This window comes from Mesorhizobium sp. WSM3862, from assembly GCF_002294985.1.
Lineage (GTDB): Bacteria > Pseudomonadota > Alphaproteobacteria > Rhizobiales > Rhizobiaceae > Mesorhizobium.
On sequence record NZ_NSGE01000002.1, the window covers coordinates 562,007 to 579,623 of the forward strand.

Here is a 17,617-nt window from a genome sequence, read left to right on the forward strand (position 1 = left end):
CATGGCGGGTTGCCGCCTCGCATACGGATAGTCCACCTTGGTCCAGTCGATCCTGTTCTTCGCACTCGGCTTCCTCTGCGCGGCCTTTCTGGTGTCGCTGATCGCGCCGGCCGTCTGGCGGCGGGCCGTCGTGTTGACACGCCGGCGCCTTGAGGCCTCGATGCCGCTGACGCCTGCCGAGATGCTGGCCGAGAAGGACCGTATCCGCGCCGAGTTCGCCATGAACACGCGCCGACTCGAGATGAACATCAAAAATCTGAAGGAAAAGGTGGCCGAGCAACTGGTCGAGATCGGCCGCGCCCAGGAGGCCCTGAAGGGACTGGCGGTCGAGAAGAAGGACAAGACTCAGGCGCTTTCCGATCTGCAGGCCAAGAACGCGGAGCTCAGGCTGCGCGAGGAAGAGTTGCACAAGCTTACGGAAAAGCTGGCGCAGGCGGAGCGCTCGCTGGAGAAGCGCGCGCTGGAGCTGCAAAAGCTCGAGCAGATGTATGACGAAGCCAGCTTTTCTTCCTCAAACCGCCAGATCGAGCTCGTCGCCCGCGAATCGGAACTGGACAAGCTTGCCAATGACATTGCGGTGCTGCGCAGCCAGCGCAAGGAAGCGGACCGGCGCAATCAGGAACTGGCAGCGGAAAGCAAAGCCGCCAGGGACGCGCTCAAGGCGGAGAAGAAGCGGACGGCCGAGCTGGACAAGAAGGTCGAACGGCTGCTTGCAACCCTTGCCGACCGCGAGGAAAAGCTGGACAGGCGCGAAAAGGAGCTTGCGCGGATGCGCGAACGCCCAAGCAAAGATCATGCGGTAAATGGCGGAACGCATAAGGCCGACGAAGTCCAAGGGATCGACAATGCCATCGCCAAGCTCGAAGGCGATCGCGAGCGGCTAGAGGCGCGGCTGACGGCGCTTGCGCGGGAGAACAAGCGGCTCAAGACCGATCTTGCCGCGCTCGAAACGGCACAGCCCGAACAGGCAGGCGAGGCACCGCGCGCCGGTGCGGCGCTTCGCGAACAAATGAACGAACTGGCCGCCGAGGTCGTCAACCTGACGATGAGGCTGGAAGGGCCGGATTCTCCGATCGCCAAGGCCTTGGCGACCCCTCGCGACGAGCGGCAAGATATTGGCGAGCGCGGCATCAGCCTCGCGGACCGTGTCAGGGCCTTGCAGAAGGCCAACGCAAGCAACTGATCCGAATGCCGTGGCGAGCGGAGCGTCTTGGTCGCTGCGCCGCTATCGTTTCGAGAAGTGATGCAGGGCAATGGCCGATGCGGCTGCAACGTTCAGGCTGTCGAATCCCTCCGCCATGCCGATCCGTACGGTCCGCAGGCGACTGAGCAGGGTCTCGGGCAGGCCTTCGCCTTCCGTGCCGAGAAAGAGGGCCAGCCGAGACGTTCTTTCCGCAGCGCGGATGTCCGTTTCGCCGCGCGGCGAGAGCGCGAACTGGCCGAAACCCATCCGGTCAAGCGTTGCGGTCACGCTCATCGCATCGTCGAAGGAGCCGAAGGGCACCTTCAGCGCCGCGCCGACCGAAACGCGGATCGCCTTGCGGTAAAGCGGATCACAGCAGGTGGGATCGAGAAGCACGGCGTCCGCGCCAAAGGCTGCGGCGTTGCGGAAGATCGAGCCCATATTGTCGTGATTGGATATGCCGACCAGAACCACGACCAACGCGCTTGCCGGCAAGCTTTCGAGCAGCACCTCGGCCGGTCGAGGAGAGCCCCGAACGCCAATCGCCAATACGCCGCGATGCATGTGGAAGCCGGCGATCCGGTCCATGACGTCGCCGTTGACGACATAGATCGGGAAGTCGGCTGGCGCCTTGCGCAAGACACCTTCAAGGTTTGCCCGCCTGTTCTCCAGAATGAGGGCCGATTCCGCCGCGAAGCGTCCGGCCGACAGCAGAAGATCCAGCACGACCTTGCCTTCGGCGACGAAGCGCCCATGTCGTCCGACGAGATCGCGCTCGCGGATATCGAGATAGGCGGCGACACGCGGATCCCGCGGGTCGTCGACAGGGATGAGGTTCATAGAAATCTCGCCGGCGAACGATCGTCAGCAAGGTAAGGGGCTTTGCAGAGCCCGGGTCAAGTCCCGGCGCGGCGCATCCTGTAGGCCATCTGAGACAGGTCGCCGTCGCCGAAAATGCCTTCCAGCGTGCGAAGCAGCTCGCGCACCGCGTCGGAGTTGCAGGAATAATAGATCATCTGGCGATCGCGACGCGTCTCGACGATATCAAGCGCTCTCAGCTTGGCCAAATGCTGCGACAGAGCGGACTGGCTCAACTGGACTTTCTCGGCGATTGCGCCGACGGACATTTCGCCCTCGATCAGATAGCTGACGATCAGCAGCCGCTTTTCATTGCCCATGAGCGTCAGAAACGCGGCAGCCGATTCGGCGTTGGCGACTAGCTTGCTTGAGATCATGGATCCCCCATGTTTTCTGGCTCATCCAGCTGCCATGGGGGCAATGGCGGCTGATTTCCACGATATTCAGGTCAGGGAGCGCCGCTGAATCGGCGCTGCAACAAAAGGTAGATCATTTTACCTAAATCTCAAGAGTTGCTTTCGATCCGGGACGATTAACTTTCGCTACTGTGCCCGGCCTGCGGCGCGCCCGGCCTTTGCCATCTCGACCAGCACGGACCGCAACTCGCCGGCAGTGCCGAGAGGCCGAGGGAAGAAGACCCTGCAGGTGGCATCCGGAGAAGCCAGATCCATGCCGTCCGCATCGAAACCCGTAGCGATCCAGCCATCGCCTTCGGCCCGGCCGAAATGGCGCGCATAAATGCAAAGCGCATCGCGATGGTCGGCATTCATGTGGTCCAGCGTCGACTGTTCGCTGGCCGCCAGCTCCTCGACGATCGGGCCGCCGGCGATCAGGTCGGCGCGATCCAGAAGATAGGCTTTGCCGAAGCCGCCATTGAGACTGGCGCGTTCAGGCTCGAGCCGGAATATCGAGAAGTCGCCGAGCCCGGCATAGAGTTTCGCCTTCGGATTGCGGTTGAGATAGCGCCGTTCGGCGCGGGCGTGACCCGCCGATCCGCGCTCCAACCGCAGCGCCTGGCATACAAGCGAGATGCGGGGATGCGCGAGCGGATCGCCCTTGCCGGGTTCGCCGACGAGCAGCGAGCAGCGCGGGTCGGCGAGAATCGCGCCGGTATGCGCCGACAGCATCGAGACCAGGGTCAGCGGCGCGCCGTCGATGTCGGTCGCCACGCCGACCCGGCTTGCCAGCGGCGCCCCGGTGCCGGGCTCGATCGCCGCAAGCGCGCCGAAGCGGGCCGAGCGGACCAGAGTCTTCGCCAGCCTGACGGCCTCGGTGTCGGTCTCGCGGATGACATCCTTCCTGGTCTCGGTCACAGCGCTCACCGCGATAAGTTGATTTCTACTCTCCGGCTATCGGCCAAACAGGCCGGACCTGACAAGGGCTTCAATTTCAGTCTCGTCGATGCCGAAGCGTGCCAGCACAGCCGAATGCCGGCGGTCGGCGACCGTGGGCGCCGCGGCGAGCGGCGACGCGGCGTTGGAGAAGCGCGGCGCCGGCGTCGGACGTTCGAGCTCGCCCGATCTTGCAAAATTTTGCCGGGCGCGGCTCTGCGGATGATCCCTGGCTTCGGTCAGCGACAGGACCGGAGCGACGCACGCGTCGGTCGGTCCAAACACCTCGGCCCACTCGTCGCGTGTCTTCGCTCTGATTCTCGCGGCAATGGCAGCGCGCATGTCGGGCCACGATGTCCTGTCATATTGACCGCCGACAAAACGCCGGTCGAGCGGCAACAATCGGGCGAACTCGGCAAAGAATTGCGGTTCGAGGCAGCCGATGGCGACATGCCGTCCGTCCGCCGCCTCGTAAACGTCGTAGAAGGGGGCCCCGGAATCGAGCAGGTTCTCACCGCGTCGCTCGGTCCAGAGGCCGGGCGCCATGAAGGCATGGATCGGAGCCGCGAGCATCGATGCACCCTCGACCATGGCGGCATCGATCACCTGACCTTTGCCGGTGCGCGAGCGCTGGAACAGGGCCGCCAGCACGCCGGCGATCAGCATCATGGCGCCGCCGCCCTGGTCGGCGACAAGGTTCAGCGGCGGCACGGGCGGCGCTCCCTGCCGGCCGACGGCATGCAGCAGGCCGGCATAGGCGAGGTAGATGATGTCATGACCGGCGCGGCGCGATAGCGGCCCGTCCTGGCCGAAACCCGTGAGGCGGCCGTAGATCAGCGCAGGATTGCCTTCCAGCACGACATCAGGCCCGAGGCCCAGCCGCTCCATGACGCCTGGGCGAAAACCTTCGATGAGAACGTCGGCCTTTTCCGCAAGGCGCAGCAGAAGCTCCGCGCCGTCCGGCCGCTTCAGGTCGAGCCTGAGGATGGAGCGGCCGTGGCGGTCGAGGTCGTGGGCCTCGGGCAAGGACAGAAGCGGCTCTTTGGCGTCCGCCCGCTCGATGCGCAGGACGTCTGCGCCCATCTCCGATAGCATCAAGGCGGCGAGCGGCACCGGGCCGAGGCCCGCCATCTCGATCAGCCTGAGGCCAGCCAACGGCCCTGTCTTGTCGGCGGCTGTCGGGGGCGTGCTCATTCGCTTTTATTTGGGCGCCATGCGGATCGCGCCGTCGAGGCGGATGGTCTCGCCGTTCAGCATCTGGTTCTCGATGATGTGGAGCGCGAGTGCTGCATATTCCGAGGGCTCGCCGAGGCGAGGCGGGAAGGGCACCGAAGCGCCGAGCGAATCCTGCACCTCTTGCGGCATGCCGGCCATCATCGGGGTCTTGAAGATCCCTGGGGCGATGGTGCAGACGCGAATGCCTGAGCGCGACAGGTCGCGCGCCACCGGCAATGTCATGCCGACGACGCCGCCCTTGGACGCCGAATAGGCAGCCTGGCCGATCTGGCCGTCATAGGCGGCGACCGACGCCGTGTTGACGATGACGCCGCGTTCGCCGCCGGCGAGCGGGTCGAGTTTCGCCGCCCGGTCGGCGACCAGGCGGATCATGTTGAAGGTGCCGATCAGGTTGATCTCGATCACCTTGCGGTATTGATCCAGCGGGTGCGGGCCATCCTTGCCGACCGTCTTCACTCCAATGGCAATGCCGGCGCAATTGACCAGGATGCGCGGTTCGCCGAGCTTTGCCGCCACTTCGGCGATCGCCGCGCTGCCACTGTCTGCGCTGCTGACATCGCATTGAACCGCGATGCCGCCGATATCGGCGGCAACCTTGGCCGCGCGATCGATACCGATATCGAGTATCGCTATCTTGGCGCCCCTGGCGGCCAGGGCGCGCGCCGTCGCTTCGCCAAGGCCGGAGCCACCGCCAGTGACGATCGCGATCTGGCCGTTCGGGGTCATGGTGGCGTCCTCCCAGAATTTCGGATCATGCTACGAAGCGCGCTGCTGCGGCGCAACCTGAATGACCGGATCGATCGAGGACTGCGGATTGGCCGAGGCGCGGACCGCGACCTGGGCCAGGTCGGCAACCCGCGCCGTATCCGCATGACAGACCTCACCGACGAACCGGGCCACCGCGCCAGGCCTGATTTCGTGATGGAGCAGCCGGTCGAGATCGACCGGACGCGGCATGGTGATCTGCCCACGCGGGAAGCGCTTGAAGCCGAGCGGCCCGTAGTAGGGCTCGTCACCGACCAGCATGACGGCCGGCGCGCCGGCCTTCGCGGCGGCTTCGAGCGCGATCGCGACCAGCCTGCGGCCTATGCCGAGATTCTTGAAGGCGGGCCGGACGGCAAGCGGGCCAAGCATCATGGCGCGTCCGGCGCCTGCCGCCACGCGCGTCATGCGCACCGAGGCGATCACCGTCTCGTCCTTGACGGCGACAAAGGACATCGAGCGGTCGTGCCCGCCCGCCTCGCGGATCTTATAGGCGGCCAGCACGAAACGGCCCGGCCCGAAGGCCTCGTCGTTGATGGCTTCGATTTCAGGATCGTGCGCCGGGGTCTCCGGCAGATATTTCACGTCGGCAAGGCTCATGGTCTTTGCGTTCCGGTATGCGAGGAAAGGTTTGCTGCAAGCGGCAGCGTTCGCCAGTCAGCGCTTCATCAAGCGCGGGCGTCCTTTCGTCGTCGGTCGAACCGGATCGTGGCAAAGTCAAACATGGGCGCTTCCGCTAGCATCAATTGTTCCCGGCTGCAATCGGCCCTTTTCACCTTTCTTTTCGTCGTTTGACGAACTGTTCAGCGCCTGAGGGCTTCGACATTCCGGGTAAGCGCCTAGATGTCTGTTGGAACCTCAGGGAGATTTCGCATGGGATTGCTGGTTGAAGGCAAATGGCAGGACCGCTCGACCGTTGCCGACAGCAGCGGCAGGTTCGTGCGTGCCGAAGCGCAATGGCGCGACTGGGTGACGCGCGACGGTGCGCCGGCGCAAGGGCGCAAACGCGGTTTCAAGGGGGAGCCCGGGCGCTATCACCTTTACGTCTCGCTCGCCTGCCCCTGGGCGCACCGGACCTTGATCTTCCGCGTCTTGAAGAAGTTGGAAGACATCATCTCCGTCTCCGTGGTGCACCATTTCATGGGCGAGAACGGCTGGACCTTCACAGCCGAGGACGGCGCAACCGGCGACACGCTCTACGGCCTCGACTTCCTGCACCAGATCTATGCCAAGGCCGATCGCGGCTATTCGGGCCGGGCGTCCGTACCGGTGCTGTGGGACAAAAGACAGGAAACCATCGTCAGCAACGAGTCGTCAGAAATCATCCGCATGCTCAATTCCGGCTTCGACGAATGGGGTGATGCGAGCCTGGACTTCTATCCGCCGGCGTTGCGTTCCGAGATCGACAGGATCAATGCGCTGGTCTATCCGGCGATCAACAACGGCGTCTATCGCGCCGGCTTCGCCACCTCGCAGGAAGCCTATGAGGAAGCGTTCGGCGAGCTCTTCGCAGCACTCGACACGTTGGAAGAGCGGCTGTCAAAGCAGCGCTATCTTGTCGGCGAGCGGATCACCGAAGCTGACTGGCGTCTATTCACCACGCTGGTGCGCTTCGATCCGGTCTATGTCGGCCATTTCAAATGCAATCTGCGCCGGGTCGCCGACTATCCGAACCTGTCGAACTATCTGCGCGACCTCTACCAGGTGCCTGGCGTGTCAGGCACGGTCAGCCTGCATCACATCAAGTCGCATTACTACGGCAGCCACAAATCGATCAATCCGACGGGGATCATCCCGGTGGGACCTGAACTCGACTATGCCGCGCCACATGATCGCGGCCGGTTCAGGAAGGCGGCATGAGTTACCAGTAGGGCGAGACCTGCTCGCCGCCGAAAATTTCGGCAATCCGACGTCGCGTCGCCGGCGTCGCATCTTCCGGCAAACGGTCGAGCGGAAAGAACGCCGCCTCGGCGATCTCGTGATCCGCCAATTTCGGCGCCGTCTGGTTGAAGGCTTCGACCAGATAGAGGCCGACATGGTCGCGTGTGCTGGCGCGGCGGTTGAAGTGCATCGATCTCAGCACCGGGGACGCGGTCAATGCGATGTTGCCCTCCTCGGCGAGCTCGCGCGCCAGCGCCTCGACAAGCGTCTCGCCGACCTCGACGCCGCCGCCAGGCAACTGCCAACCCGGAACATAGGTGTGACGGATGAGGAAGACGGAGTTGGATGCGCGGTCGTAGATCAAGCCGCGCACGCCAAGCGTCATCGGGCGCCGCAGCAGGAAATAGAGATGGAACAGCCTTGCCCGCAGTCCCGCCCAGCCGGTCTGGCGGAACGCCTGTTCCGGATCGGCGCCAGTCATCCACGAAACCGCGAGCGGACAGGAAACGTTGAGTAGAAAGCCCGGACCGGGTCGCTTAAGAAGGGGCTATGCTCAGGCTTGCACATATTTCCGATGTCCATCTGGGGCCGCTGCCCGATGTAACCTATCGCGATCTCGCGTCCAAGCGCGTGCTGGGTTACGTCAACTGGCAGCGCAACCGCCGCCGTCATATGCACGATGCGGTGATCGACACGATTGTCGGCGATATCAAAGCCAACGCCCCCGACCACCTCGCGGTCACCGGCGATCTCGTCAACCTGGCGCTCGATGGCGAGATCGAGATGGCGAAACATTGGCTGGAGACGCTGGGCTCTGCGAACGACGTATCCGTGGTGCCGGGCAATCACGATGCCTATGTGCCGGGCGCCTTCGACAAGGTCTGCCGGTCATGGGCGCCGTGGATGACGGGCGACGGCATCAACAGCCCGATCGACCGCAATTCCTTTCCCTATTTGCGGGTTCGCGGTGATGTCGCTTTGATCGGCGTCACGACGGCGCGGGCCACGGCGCCCTTCATGGCCAACGGCTTCTTCATGGAGGGCCAGGCGGAGCGGCTCGGCAACATCCTCGACGCGACGGCCAGACAGGGGCTGTTTCGCGCCATCATGATCCATCATCCGCCGGTGCGTGGCGCGGTCTCGCAGCATAAGCGGCTGTTCGGTATCGCGCGCTTCCACAAAGTCATTCGCCGGTATGGCGCCGAGCTTGTGCTGCACGGCCACTCGCACTTGCCTTCGCTGTTCACCATCGGTCCGCGCGGCGTCAAGGTGCCGGTGGTCGGCGTGGCCGCCGCCGGTCAGGCGCCGGGCGGCGATCATCCCGCCGCTCAGTACAATCTGTTCGAGATCGGCGGAAAAAAAGGTGGTTGGATCATCCGCCTGACACGGCGCGGCCTGACCGGTCCGGCACTGCCGCCGTCGGACATTCAGGTGATCGAGCTCGGTGCCGATATGCCGGTGGTGCGCGAGCCCGTCGTCAGAAGCTGATCTTCATCTGGGCGATGCGGTCCCAGAACAGCACCAGCGATACCGCCAGGCCGACCAGGGCGCCGGCGGCGATCAAGCCAAGGCCGGCGAAGAAGGTCGTCCAGCCGTTGCGGCGCGTTGCAACCTGCAGGGGCGGCTCGGCTTCCCGGACCTCGGCTCGATGCAGGCCAGTCACCGCGCTCTCGACCGCGCCTTCCATCATCCGCTGCCGCTCGACGACACGCTCGGCCACGTATCGCGTCACGGCATCGGCGACGGGCTTCATGTCGGTCGATTCGGCCAGCACCACGCGGCCGATGCGCGTGTCCTTAAGGAAGCGGAAGGTGCGGCGATCCCGCCCCATGGCGACATGGCTGACGGCATCGACCCACAGCCGCGGCTGCAGGCCGGAGGAGACGGCGAAGTCGAAATTGTCGATGTCCGCCGGCACGTCGGCGAAAACGGGGGCGAGCTCCGCGGCCAGCAACTCGAGCCGCATGCGGTGCGCCTCGCGCATGTCGACCACCACATCATCGCGGTCGGCGAAGGCGTTCTTGACGTCGCGGATCGCGTCCGCGAGCTTTCGCGATGGCTCGATCGGGGTGATTTTGTCGCCTGCATCCTTCATGGCGCTGCCTCGCTGTTGGTAAACAGCGAGTTAACACAGTCGCCGGCAAAATGCACTGCGAGATGGGCTCAGCTTGCGGCTGCGCTGAACACCGGTCTCCGGATTCTGCCGCGGCGACGCGTGTTGCGGCGCACGGCCTCTGCAATCAGGTCAGGCGCCTCCTCGACCAGCATGTGGCCCGCCTCCAGCACGTGGTGCAGGTGGAAATGCGGCGGCAAGTCCTCGGCCTGGGCGACGGGCAGGACGGGATCGTCCGTTCCCCAAAGCACCATCACCGGCATGCTCAGGGTTTCCAGCCGTTCGCTCGGGATGATACCTTGTCGGTCTTCCCTGGTGATCACGGCTGCAGCACCGACGAGGGTCCGCAACTGGCCCGGCCGTTTGCGCATGCCGCACAGCGCCTCCACCACGTGTTGAGGAGGAGAACTTTGCGGCCCCGACATGGCGGCAAGACAGGCGCAGATCTCATCTCGATCGGCCGCGGCCGCATAGCGCCGCAGCAACGGACCGTTGATCTCGGGGCCGAAGCCGCCGGGCGCCAGCAAGGTCAGCGAGGCCACCCTTTCGGGATCGGCAGATGCCATCAATGTCGCGATCGCGCCGCCCATGGAATGGCCGACGACGTGAACTTTGCCCAGGCGGCGCTTGCCCAGATCGGTCAGGATAACCCCAGCGGCCTGCTTGACTCCTGCCGCCTGGCACTCCAGGGAGTTTCCGTGGCCCGGCAGGTCGTAGGCCAGTGTCCTCACATCGGGCGTCACTCCCGCAATCACGTCGCGCCAGATCGAATGGCAAGCGCCGAAGCCGTGCAGGAAGACGATTGTCTTCGAGCCAGCACCGCTTTCGGCGACGTGAAGAGAGTTAAACATCGAGATTGTTGGCTGTGAAGCAGTATGAGGGGCAATTCAAGATTGTGGCTGAATTGCTCCCTGAGCAGGTCGATAGCCAGTAAAATCTTCGCGAATTCGCCGTGCGCGCCCCAATCGAACGCGTAAGCAGGCCTAAGACTCGTTGAGTGTCGACGCCCGCTGTGCCGAGCAGATCCGGCGAGCGAATTCAACAGGCTCGCACGCGTCGGCGAATGCTCCACGTTCGCTCAGCTCGGATTGCCGATGCCCGCAGAGCGCAAGGATTGCACCAGCCGGTCGATGAGATCGGCGGGGTACTTCCTGTCAACAAAAGTGGCGCGCGGATTGGCGGCGAATTTCGGGAATTCGGCCGTGAGCTCGTTCGCCAATTCGTTTGCGAGCTTGTCGCGGCCTGAGATCTTGGCGCCGATCAGGCGTGCCGCCAAATAATGCGACTTGGACGCGGTGGTCCGCAGCGACTCGCTGGCAATCGCTGCCCTCTGAGTGTCGCCTTGCATGAAGGCTCCGACAAACAGGCCATAGTCCCACCAGGTCGGATGACCGCCGAAGGCCTCGACGGCATGGCCCAGGATCGGCGTCCCTTCCTGGTATCTGCCAGCGAAGATCAGGCCATAGCCATAAGCGGCGGCCATGCCGAGATCGTAGGGGTTGAGCTCATAAGCCTTGCGCATCCAGCGGATCGCTTCGTCGGTGTTGCCGAGGCGCGAGTTGAGGTAGCCATAGGCGCGATGCGCGTGCGGGCTCATCGGTGCCATCTGAATGGCGCGGTGGGCAAACGACATGGCCTGCTCGACCGTTGCGCCGGGCGGATAGGCGTAGCGGTTGTTGACGGCTTCCAGATGCAGGGAAGCCAGTTCCGAGTAGACGAGCGATGATTTGGTGCTTTCCCTGACCAGCTTCTCCAGACAGCGATACGCAGCTTCGTGCGCCTTGGCGCTCTGGTCGAGATAGTAGAGGTCGTCGAGCACCAGACATCCGATCTGGCTGGTCCGGATATCGCTCTGGTCGATATAGCTGTAGATCGCGCCCGAAGCGGGGACGGTAGAGGTGAGGAGATTGGCGATGTTGCTTTCGACCGCACCAGGCGCGCTTTCGGCCGGTGTCAGGTTGCGTGACAGGAGAACCCGTCCCGTCGCGACGCTCTGCAGCTCAATCATGACGTCGCCGGCGGCTGTCCCGGGGATAAGATCGAAAACGAAGCTGATCGGATCGGCGGAACGATTGCGCGTAGCGTCGGCGTCGCGTCCGATGAAGTCTATTGTATCGAAGCCGGCCAGACCGGCGCGCAGCGAGGAAGCAACACGGGCCGCCTCGGGTCCGTCGGCTTTGATGGCCAAGTAGATCAAAGGCAGGCCGTCGAACGTTTGGGAAGCGACGCTGCCGGTCGCGCCTGCCGTTTCGACTTCGACCGGCGCGGCCGCGTCGTCACCATGAAGAAAGGCGTTACCCTGGCGGACGACAAGGATACCCAGCATGGCGATGACCAGCACCATGGCGGCCCAGAAGAACCGCAACTGGCGCGTCAGCAATGACGCGGATTCGGTCGGTGCCCGGGTCGTCGTCAGCGGCACGGCGTCGACCGGAGCGGCGGCGGCCTCGGGCTTCTCGAAATGCTTGGATGGCCGGGCGATCGGGGCGGCATCCGCGGGTTCGGCGTCGGCTGGGAGCCGTATGGCGTTCAGCTCGTAGGAAGGCACATAGCCGCCGCGCGGAATGGCGATGCGCACCGGCTCGCCAATACCTTCGCTGGCGAAATATTGATCCAAAAGCTCGCGCAGCCGCCCCGCCTGGACCCTGACGACCGCGTCGGTCGATCCGTCGAAATCGCCGTCCTTGCCGAAGACATCCATGGCAATGGATACACCCTTCAGCCGGTCGGCTTCGCCTGCCTGCTCACGTTCGACGAGATAGCGTAACAGCCTGCGGGCCCGCTCGGATCGTCCGAACGTTTCGCTGGCAAGCAGTCGCTCCAATGTCTCGCGCACTGCGGGGGCGGCAGGCGTGGCAGGCTCCAAGTGTCGGACCTTTCAGAGTCGGCACAGGTTAGGACGCGATAATATAGCGCGCGCTCCAGCGCACAAGGAACCTTCTGTTATGTGATCGCGTAAGCCACGGGAAATTTACCGGCCGGTTAACGAATTTGAACGCGGCTCGCGCCTGCCATGAAGCGTGGCACGTCCGATGAACGCGCCACGCTTTATCAATCGAACAATCAGGCGGGCTTGCGGCCCAGGATGCGGTTGGCGGCCGAGACCACGGCCTCCAGCGAGGCGGCGACGATGTTGGTGTTTATGCCTGCGCCGAACAGCTTGCCGCCGGGATATTCCATCTCGACATAGGAAATGGCCGAGGCGTTCGAGCCGCGCTGCAAGGAATGTTCGGAATAGTCGAGCACCGACATGTCGACGCCGATATGGCGCGAAAGGGCATCGACGAAGCCGTCGATCGGGCCGGTACCGGTGCCGGTGATGGTGACTTCCTTGCCTTTGTCGACGATTTCGGCCTCGACCACGCGACGGCCCTTTACCGCGGTGTCCGGATAGGTGCGATGGTCGAGGAATTTCAGCCTGGCGCCTGGCTGGTCGACATAGGCTTCGAGGAAGCGCTCGTGGATGCGCTTGGCCGGCACTTCCTTGCCTTCGGCGTCGGTGATCGCCTGGATGTCCTGGCTGAACTCGATCTGCAGGTTTCGCGGCAGATTGAGGCCATAGTCGGCCTGCAGCACGTAGGCGATGCCGCCCTTGCCCGACTGCGAATTGATGCGGATGATCGCCTCATAGGTGCGGCCGACATCGGCGGGGTCGATCGGCAGGTAGGGCACTTCCCACACCGGCGTGTTGGCTTTGCGCAGCGCCTTCATGCCCTTGTTGATGGCATCCTGGTGCGAGCCGGAGAAAGCGGTGTAGACGAGCTCGCCGACATAGGGGTGGCGTTCCGGGATCTTCAGCTGGTTCGAATATTCGTAGACGTCCTTCATCCGGTTGATGTCGGAGCAGTCCAGCTCGGGATCGACGCCTTGCGTGTACATGTTGAGCGCCAGCGTCACGATGTCGACATTGCCGGTCCGCTCGCCATTGCCGAACAGCGTGCCCTCGACGCGGTCGGCGCCGGCCATCAGGCCGAGCTCGGTGGTGGCGATGCCGGTACCGCGGTCGTTGTGCGGATGCAGCGAGATGATCAGCTTGTCGCGGTTGTCGAGATTGCGGCACATCCACTCGATGCGGTCGGCGTAGACGTTGGGCGTCGACATCTCGACCGTCGACGGCAGGTTGACGATCAGCTTGTTGTCGGCCGTCGGCTTCACGATCTCGGTGACGGCGTTGCAGATCTCCAGCGCGACCTCGAGCTCGGTACCGGTGAAGCTCTCCGGCGAATATTCGAAACGGAAGCCGCCGCCGGCCTTGGCGGCCATGTCGGTGATCATCTTGGCGGCATCCGTGGCGATGCGCTTGATGCCGGCGACGTCCTTTTCGAAGACGACGCGGCGCTGCAGTTCGCTGGTCGAGTTGTAGAAATGCACGATCGGGCGGTGGGCGCCCTCGAGCGCCTCGAAGGTCCGCGTGATCAGCTCGGGCCGGCACTGCACCAGAACCTGCAGCGACACGTCCTTGGGCACGCCGCCCTCCTCGACGCACCAGCGGGCAAAGTCGAAGTCGGTCTGCGAGGCCGACGGGAAGCCGATCTCGATCTCCTTGAAGCCCATGTCGAGCAGCAGCGCGAACATGCGCGCCTTGCGCTCATGGCCCATCGGGTCGATCAGCGCCTGGTTGCCGTCGCGCAGGTCGACCGAGCACCAGATCGGCGCCTTGTCGATCACCTTGGACGGCCAGGTGCGATCGGCGAGGTTGACGGTCGGGTAGGGCTGATATTTGCGGGCGGCATCGGCCATGTGGCCGGGCGCTTGCGCGCCCGTTTCGGCCTCGCCGGCGCGGATTGCTTCTCTTCTATTCATCGTCGTTTCTCCCGGCGGCTCGTGGGACCGCCTTCAGGCGGATCGGTGCCGAGCGGCGCCTTACCAAAGAGTTTCGTTCGCTTGATGTGACTTGCCAATCTAGCCAAGGAGCAGGCGCCCAAAGCGGCGGTTTTCGACCGCCGGGCGCTCCTTCAGCGAACCCGGCGATCGCCAATAAGGCCGAGAAGGAGCAGGGTCGAAGCAAGCGCGCGCACGGTCTCGCCGGCAAAGCCGGGGCGAGGAGAAGCGACGGAGCGGGTGCGCGTGGTCATGCCGGCTCTCTTACAGGAGCGGGCATCCGGAGGCAAGTGCCGGGGGCTTTAAGTCTTTGGTTTCATGCATATCGTCTTCCCAAAACCGCTGCACAGTTTTGCGCGGCATGCCTTGGCGCGGCTCTTCCCCGCATCAGCCAAATGCGCCACACTCGCTTCCGGAGGACCTGATCCGAGGGGGAGGTCGTGCATGAATTTCGTGTTCTTCTCGCCGCATTTTCCGGCCAACGGCGCCGATTTCTGCGACCGGCTGAAGAAGGCCGGCGCCACCGTGCTCGGCATCGGCGACGCGCCCTATGAGACGCTGAGCAGCAAGCTCAAGGCGGCGCTTTCGGAATATTATCGGGTCGCGGACATGGAGAACTACGATGCCGTATTCCGGGCGATGGGCCATTTCATCCACAAATGGGGCCGCATCGACCGCTTCGAGTCGTTGAACGAGCACTGGCTGGAGCTCGAGGCCAATATCCGCACCGACTTCAACATCTTCGGCACCAAGCTCGACTTCGTGAAGAATTTGAAGCGCAAGAGCCGCATGCGGGCCTTCTTCCGCAAGAGCGGCGTCGAGACAATCCCGCAACGCAAATGCTCCGATCGCGCCGGCGCCATGACCTTCATCCGCCGGGTCGGCTATCCGGTGGTGGTGAAACCGGATTCGGGCTCCGGCGCCTCGAACACGTTCAAGATCTCCAACGCGAAGGAGCTCGACCAATTCTTCAAGGACAAGCCCGAAGGCGTGACCTTCGTCATGGAGCAGTTCATCGAGGGGCTGGTGGTGACCTTCGACGGGCTGGTCAACCGCGACGGCGAGGTGGTGCTGGCGGCGAGCCACCGCTACGACCAGAGCGTCATGGAGGTGGTCAACCGCGACCGCCATATGAGCTACACCTGCTTCCCCGAGATCACGCCCGGGGTCGAGGAGGCAGGCCGCAAGATCCTCATGGCGTTCGACGTACGCGAGCGCTTCTTCCACATCGAACTGTTCGAGACCAGGGACAAGCGCATCATTGCGCTGGAGGTCAACATGCGGCCGCCAGGCGCCTGGATGACGGATGCGATCAACTACACCTTCGACATCGACGTCTATGCCGAATGGGCCAACATGGTGGTGAAGGACGTGGCCGGCGGGCCCTACAAGGGCAAGTATTTCACGGCCTATGCCAGCCGCAAGCGGCACCTCGACTATTTGCACAGCCATGAGGACGTGCTAGCCGCCCACGGCGACAAGATCGTCCACCATCAGGCCATCGAAGAGGTTTTCAGCCGCGCCATGGGGAACTACGCCTACCAGATGCGCTCGAAGGACCAGAAGGCGCTGCGTCAGGCGGTTGACTATATCCACGCGGAAAAGGCGTGAGCCGATGGACGTCTCCTATCACAAGGCCCATGCCCGCAATCTCGGCCGCGACATGGAATACAAGCGCTACGGCCATGCCGGGCGGCCGGTGGTGGTGTTTCCCACCTCGCAGGGGCGTTTTTACCAGTTCGAGGATTCGGGAGGCGTCGCAGCACTCGCCGAATTCGTCGACACCGGCCGCATCCAGCTGTTCACGCTCGACGGCATCGATTCGGAATCCTTCTGCGACAAGCATGGCGATCCCATCAGTCGCATCGCCCGCCACGAAGCCTATTTCCGCTATGTGCGCGAGGAGGCGCTGCCGGAGCTGCAGGCGGTTGCCGCCAAGGCCAATGGCGGACGCGCCCTCAAGCCGCTGTTCTGCGGCTGCTCGATGGGCGGCTACCACTCGTCGAATTTCGTGTTCCGCTTTCCGGAGCTGGCGAGCGGCGTGATCTCGCTATCCGGCGTCTATTCGACCCGCGACTTTTTCGGTCGGGCGCTGGAGGGCAGCATCTTCTACAATTCGCCGCTCGACTATCTGCCGGGCATCGTCGACCAGAAGCTGCTCGGGCGGCTGAGGGCGCTGAGGCTGATCTTCTGCTGCGGGCAGGGCGCCTGGGAAGAACGAATGCTCGTCGAAACGCGCGAACTGGAGCAGGTGCTGCGCGAGAAATCCATTGCGGCCTGGGTCGACTATTGGGGCGGCGACGTCAGCCACGACTGGCCGTGGTGGCACAAGCAACTCGTCTATTTCTTTGGCCGCTGGCTCGATGACGACCTGATGCACAGGATCGACTGATGACCGCGCCCGACCCGATCCGCCGCTTGTCGAAGCCACCAATGCCGGCGACCCGGGGCCTTTCTCGAACCCTCACCGCCGATGCCTTGCTCACCGATTGGGGCCGTTCCTTCCGCGGACGCGAGCAGACCGCGCGCTGGAACCAATCCGACAGTATCGGCCTGCAATCCCTTTTGATGCGCGTCGCGGGGTTGGCCGCCACCTCGGGCCATGTGGAATGGCGGCGTGGGCGCGCTGTCGCGACCCTCACTCAGTAGGTCGCGCGCCCGCCGGACAGATCGAAGGTGGCGCCAGTGGTGAAGGAATTCTCGTCCGACAGCATGAAGGCGACCATGGCTGCAGCCTCCTCCACCTCGACGAATCGACCGCGCGGCACCTTGCTGAGCATATAGGTCACCTGGGCCTCGGTGAGCTGTTCGAGGATACGGGTGCGGGCGGGCGAGGGGGTCAGCGCGTTGACGGCGATGTCGCGGCCGGCGAGTTCCTTGCCGAGCGACTTGGTCAGCGCAAGCACGCCGGCTTTGGCGGCCGAATAAGCGGCGGCGTTGGGATTGCCTTCCTTGCCGGCCACCGAAGCGACATTGACGATGCGGCCGTAGTTGCGCGCGATCATGCCGGGCACCAGGCGGCGGCAGCAGTAAAAGACGCCGTTGAGGTCGATTTCGATGATCTGCCGCCAGGCGGCGGGGTCATAGTCCACCACGGTCGCGGCCGGCCCGGCAATGCCGGCATTGTTGACAAGGAGATCGACAGGCCCGAGCGCCTGCTCGGTCTCGATGGCGGCGCGGTCGACGGCCTCGATCTGCGACTGGTCGCAAAGCAAGGCTTCGACCCGGCCCAAGGGAGCAAGCTCGGCCACAGCGCTCGCCATCGCGGCCTGGTCGATGTCCCAGATGGCGACGCTTGCGCCCGACGACAGCAGGCGTCGGGCGACCGCAAGGCCGATGCCTTGCGCGCCGCCCGTCACGACCCCGACGCGGCCAGAGAGATCGACAGCATTCAAACGACGGTTCATGGCCATTTCCTCTGCTTCTCCATGC

The 17,617-nt window shown here is 64.1% G+C and carries 18 protein-coding genes; 6 read left to right on the forward strand and 12 right to left on the reverse strand.

Annotated features, from left to right (window positions below; all coding sequences use genetic code 11):
- The first annotated feature begins 37 nt into the window (after positions 1–37).
- A complete protein-coding gene (locus CK224_RS06950; RefSeq protein WP_095777259.1) occupies positions 38–1,183 on the forward strand; it encodes a hypothetical protein in 1,146 nt (381 codons plus the stop codon).
- Positions 1,184–1,225: 42 nt separating this feature from the next.
- Here the strand turns inward: CK224_RS06950 and CK224_RS06955 are convergent, their stop codons facing one another.
- The 6 genes from CK224_RS06955 to CK224_RS06980 form a co-directional block, all read right to left on the reverse strand.
- Positions 1,226–2,023, reverse strand: a complete 798-nt coding sequence (locus CK224_RS06955) for an RNA methyltransferase (protein ID WP_095781234.1) — start codon at positions 2,021–2,023, stop codon at positions 1,226–1,228.
- Positions 2,024–2,079: 56 nt separating this feature from the next.
- Entirely contained in the window at positions 2,080–2,418 is a 339-nt protein-coding gene (locus CK224_RS06960) for a metalloregulator ArsR/SmtB family transcription factor (RefSeq protein ID WP_066994170.1), read from the reverse strand.
- A gap of 165 nt (positions 2,419–2,583) precedes the next feature.
- Positions 2,584–3,354, reverse strand: coding sequence for a HugZ family protein (locus CK224_RS06965; protein WP_095781235.1), 771 nt, complete (start codon positions 3,352–3,354; stop codon positions 2,584–2,586).
- Positions 3,355–3,390: 36 nt separating this feature from the next.
- Positions 3,391–4,566 carry a CaiB/BaiF CoA-transferase family protein gene (locus CK224_RS06970; RefSeq protein ID WP_095781236.1) on the reverse strand — a complete coding sequence of 392 codons (1,176 nt, stop codon included), beginning with the start codon at positions 4,564–4,566 and terminating at the stop codon, positions 3,391–3,393.
- Positions 4,567–4,572: 6 nt separating this feature from the next.
- Positions 4,573–5,334, reverse strand: coding sequence for a 3-hydroxyacyl-CoA dehydrogenase (locus tag CK224_RS06975; RefSeq protein WP_095781237.1), 762 nt, complete (start codon positions 5,332–5,334; stop codon positions 4,573–4,575).
- Between the two features lie 30 nt (positions 5,335–5,364).
- Positions 5,365–5,970: an N-acetyltransferase gene (locus CK224_RS06980; RefSeq protein ID WP_095777264.1), complete on the reverse strand. Its 606-nt coding sequence runs from the start codon at positions 5,968–5,970 to the stop codon at positions 5,365–5,367.
- A gap of 273 nt (positions 5,971–6,243) precedes the next feature.
- Here CK224_RS06980 and CK224_RS06985 point away from each other — a divergent pair, with 273 nt between their 5' ends.
- Positions 6,244–7,230 (forward strand): glutathione S-transferase family protein, encoded by a 987-nt coding sequence (locus CK224_RS06985; protein WP_095777265.1) that lies wholly within the window; start codon positions 6,244–6,246, stop codon positions 7,228–7,230.
- Position 7,231: 1 nt separating this feature from the next.
- On the opposite strand, the gene CK224_RS06990 is transcribed toward CK224_RS06985, so the two are convergent.
- Positions 7,232–7,732: an NUDIX domain-containing protein gene (locus CK224_RS06990; RefSeq protein WP_095781238.1), complete on the reverse strand. Its 501-nt coding sequence runs from the start codon at positions 7,730–7,732 to the stop codon at positions 7,232–7,234.
- A gap of 68 nt (positions 7,733–7,800) precedes the next feature.
- Here CK224_RS06990 and CK224_RS06995 point away from each other — a divergent pair, with 68 nt between their 5' ends.
- Positions 7,801–8,739, forward strand: a complete 939-nt coding sequence (locus tag CK224_RS06995; protein ID WP_095781239.1) for a metallophosphoesterase — start codon at positions 7,801–7,803, stop codon at positions 8,737–8,739.
- Here CK224_RS06995 and CK224_RS07000 read toward each other — a convergent pair.
- From CK224_RS07000 to leuA, 4 genes are all read right to left on the reverse strand, one after another.
- On the reverse strand, positions 8,729–9,346 hold the full coding sequence (locus CK224_RS07000; RefSeq protein WP_095781240.1) for a hypothetical protein: 618 nt from the start codon (positions 9,344–9,346) through the stop codon (positions 8,729–8,731). The genes CK224_RS06995 and CK224_RS07000 overlap by 11 nt on opposite strands.
- Before the next feature lie 68 nt (positions 9,347–9,414).
- Positions 9,415–10,215 (reverse strand): alpha/beta fold hydrolase, encoded by an 801-nt coding sequence (locus CK224_RS07005; RefSeq protein WP_095781241.1) that lies wholly within the window; start codon positions 10,213–10,215, stop codon positions 9,415–9,417.
- Between the two features lie 227 nt (positions 10,216–10,442).
- Positions 10,443–12,230, reverse strand: coding sequence for a tetratricopeptide repeat protein (locus CK224_RS07010; RefSeq protein ID WP_095781242.1), 1,788 nt, complete (start codon positions 12,228–12,230; stop codon positions 10,443–10,445).
- A gap of 197 nt (positions 12,231–12,427) precedes the next feature.
- Positions 12,428–14,104, reverse strand: coding sequence for a 2-isopropylmalate synthase (leuA, locus tag CK224_RS07015; RefSeq protein WP_066994872.1), 1,677 nt, complete (start codon positions 14,102–14,104; stop codon positions 12,428–12,430).
- A gap of 525 nt (positions 14,105–14,629) precedes the next feature.
- On the opposite strand from leuA, the gene CK224_RS07025 reads away from it, so the two are divergent.
- From CK224_RS07025 to CK224_RS31195, 3 genes are read left to right on the forward strand one after another with little or no spacing between them, the layout of a single operon-like run.
- Positions 14,630–15,796 carry an ATP-grasp domain-containing protein gene (locus tag CK224_RS07025; protein WP_095781243.1) on the forward strand — a complete coding sequence of 389 codons (1,167 nt, stop codon included), beginning with the start codon at positions 14,630–14,632 and terminating at the stop codon, positions 15,794–15,796.
- Between the two features lie 4 nt (positions 15,797–15,800).
- Positions 15,801–16,577: an alpha/beta hydrolase-fold protein gene (locus tag CK224_RS07030; protein ID WP_095781244.1), complete on the forward strand. Its 777-nt coding sequence runs from the start codon at positions 15,801–15,803 to the stop codon at positions 16,575–16,577.
- Positions 16,577–16,834, forward strand: a complete 258-nt coding sequence (locus tag CK224_RS31195; protein WP_176477868.1) for a hypothetical protein — start codon at positions 16,577–16,579, stop codon at positions 16,832–16,834. Before CK224_RS07030 ends, CK224_RS31195 begins: the two co-directional genes overlap by 1 nt.
- Here the strand turns inward: CK224_RS31195 and CK224_RS07040 are convergent.
- A complete protein-coding gene (locus CK224_RS07040; RefSeq protein ID WP_066994875.1) occupies positions 16,828–17,580 on the reverse strand; it encodes an SDR family NAD(P)-dependent oxidoreductase in 753 nt (250 codons plus the stop codon). The two genes, CK224_RS31195 and CK224_RS07040, sit on opposite strands and share 7 nt — an antisense overlap.
- Positions 17,581–17,617 lie beyond the last annotated feature (37 nt).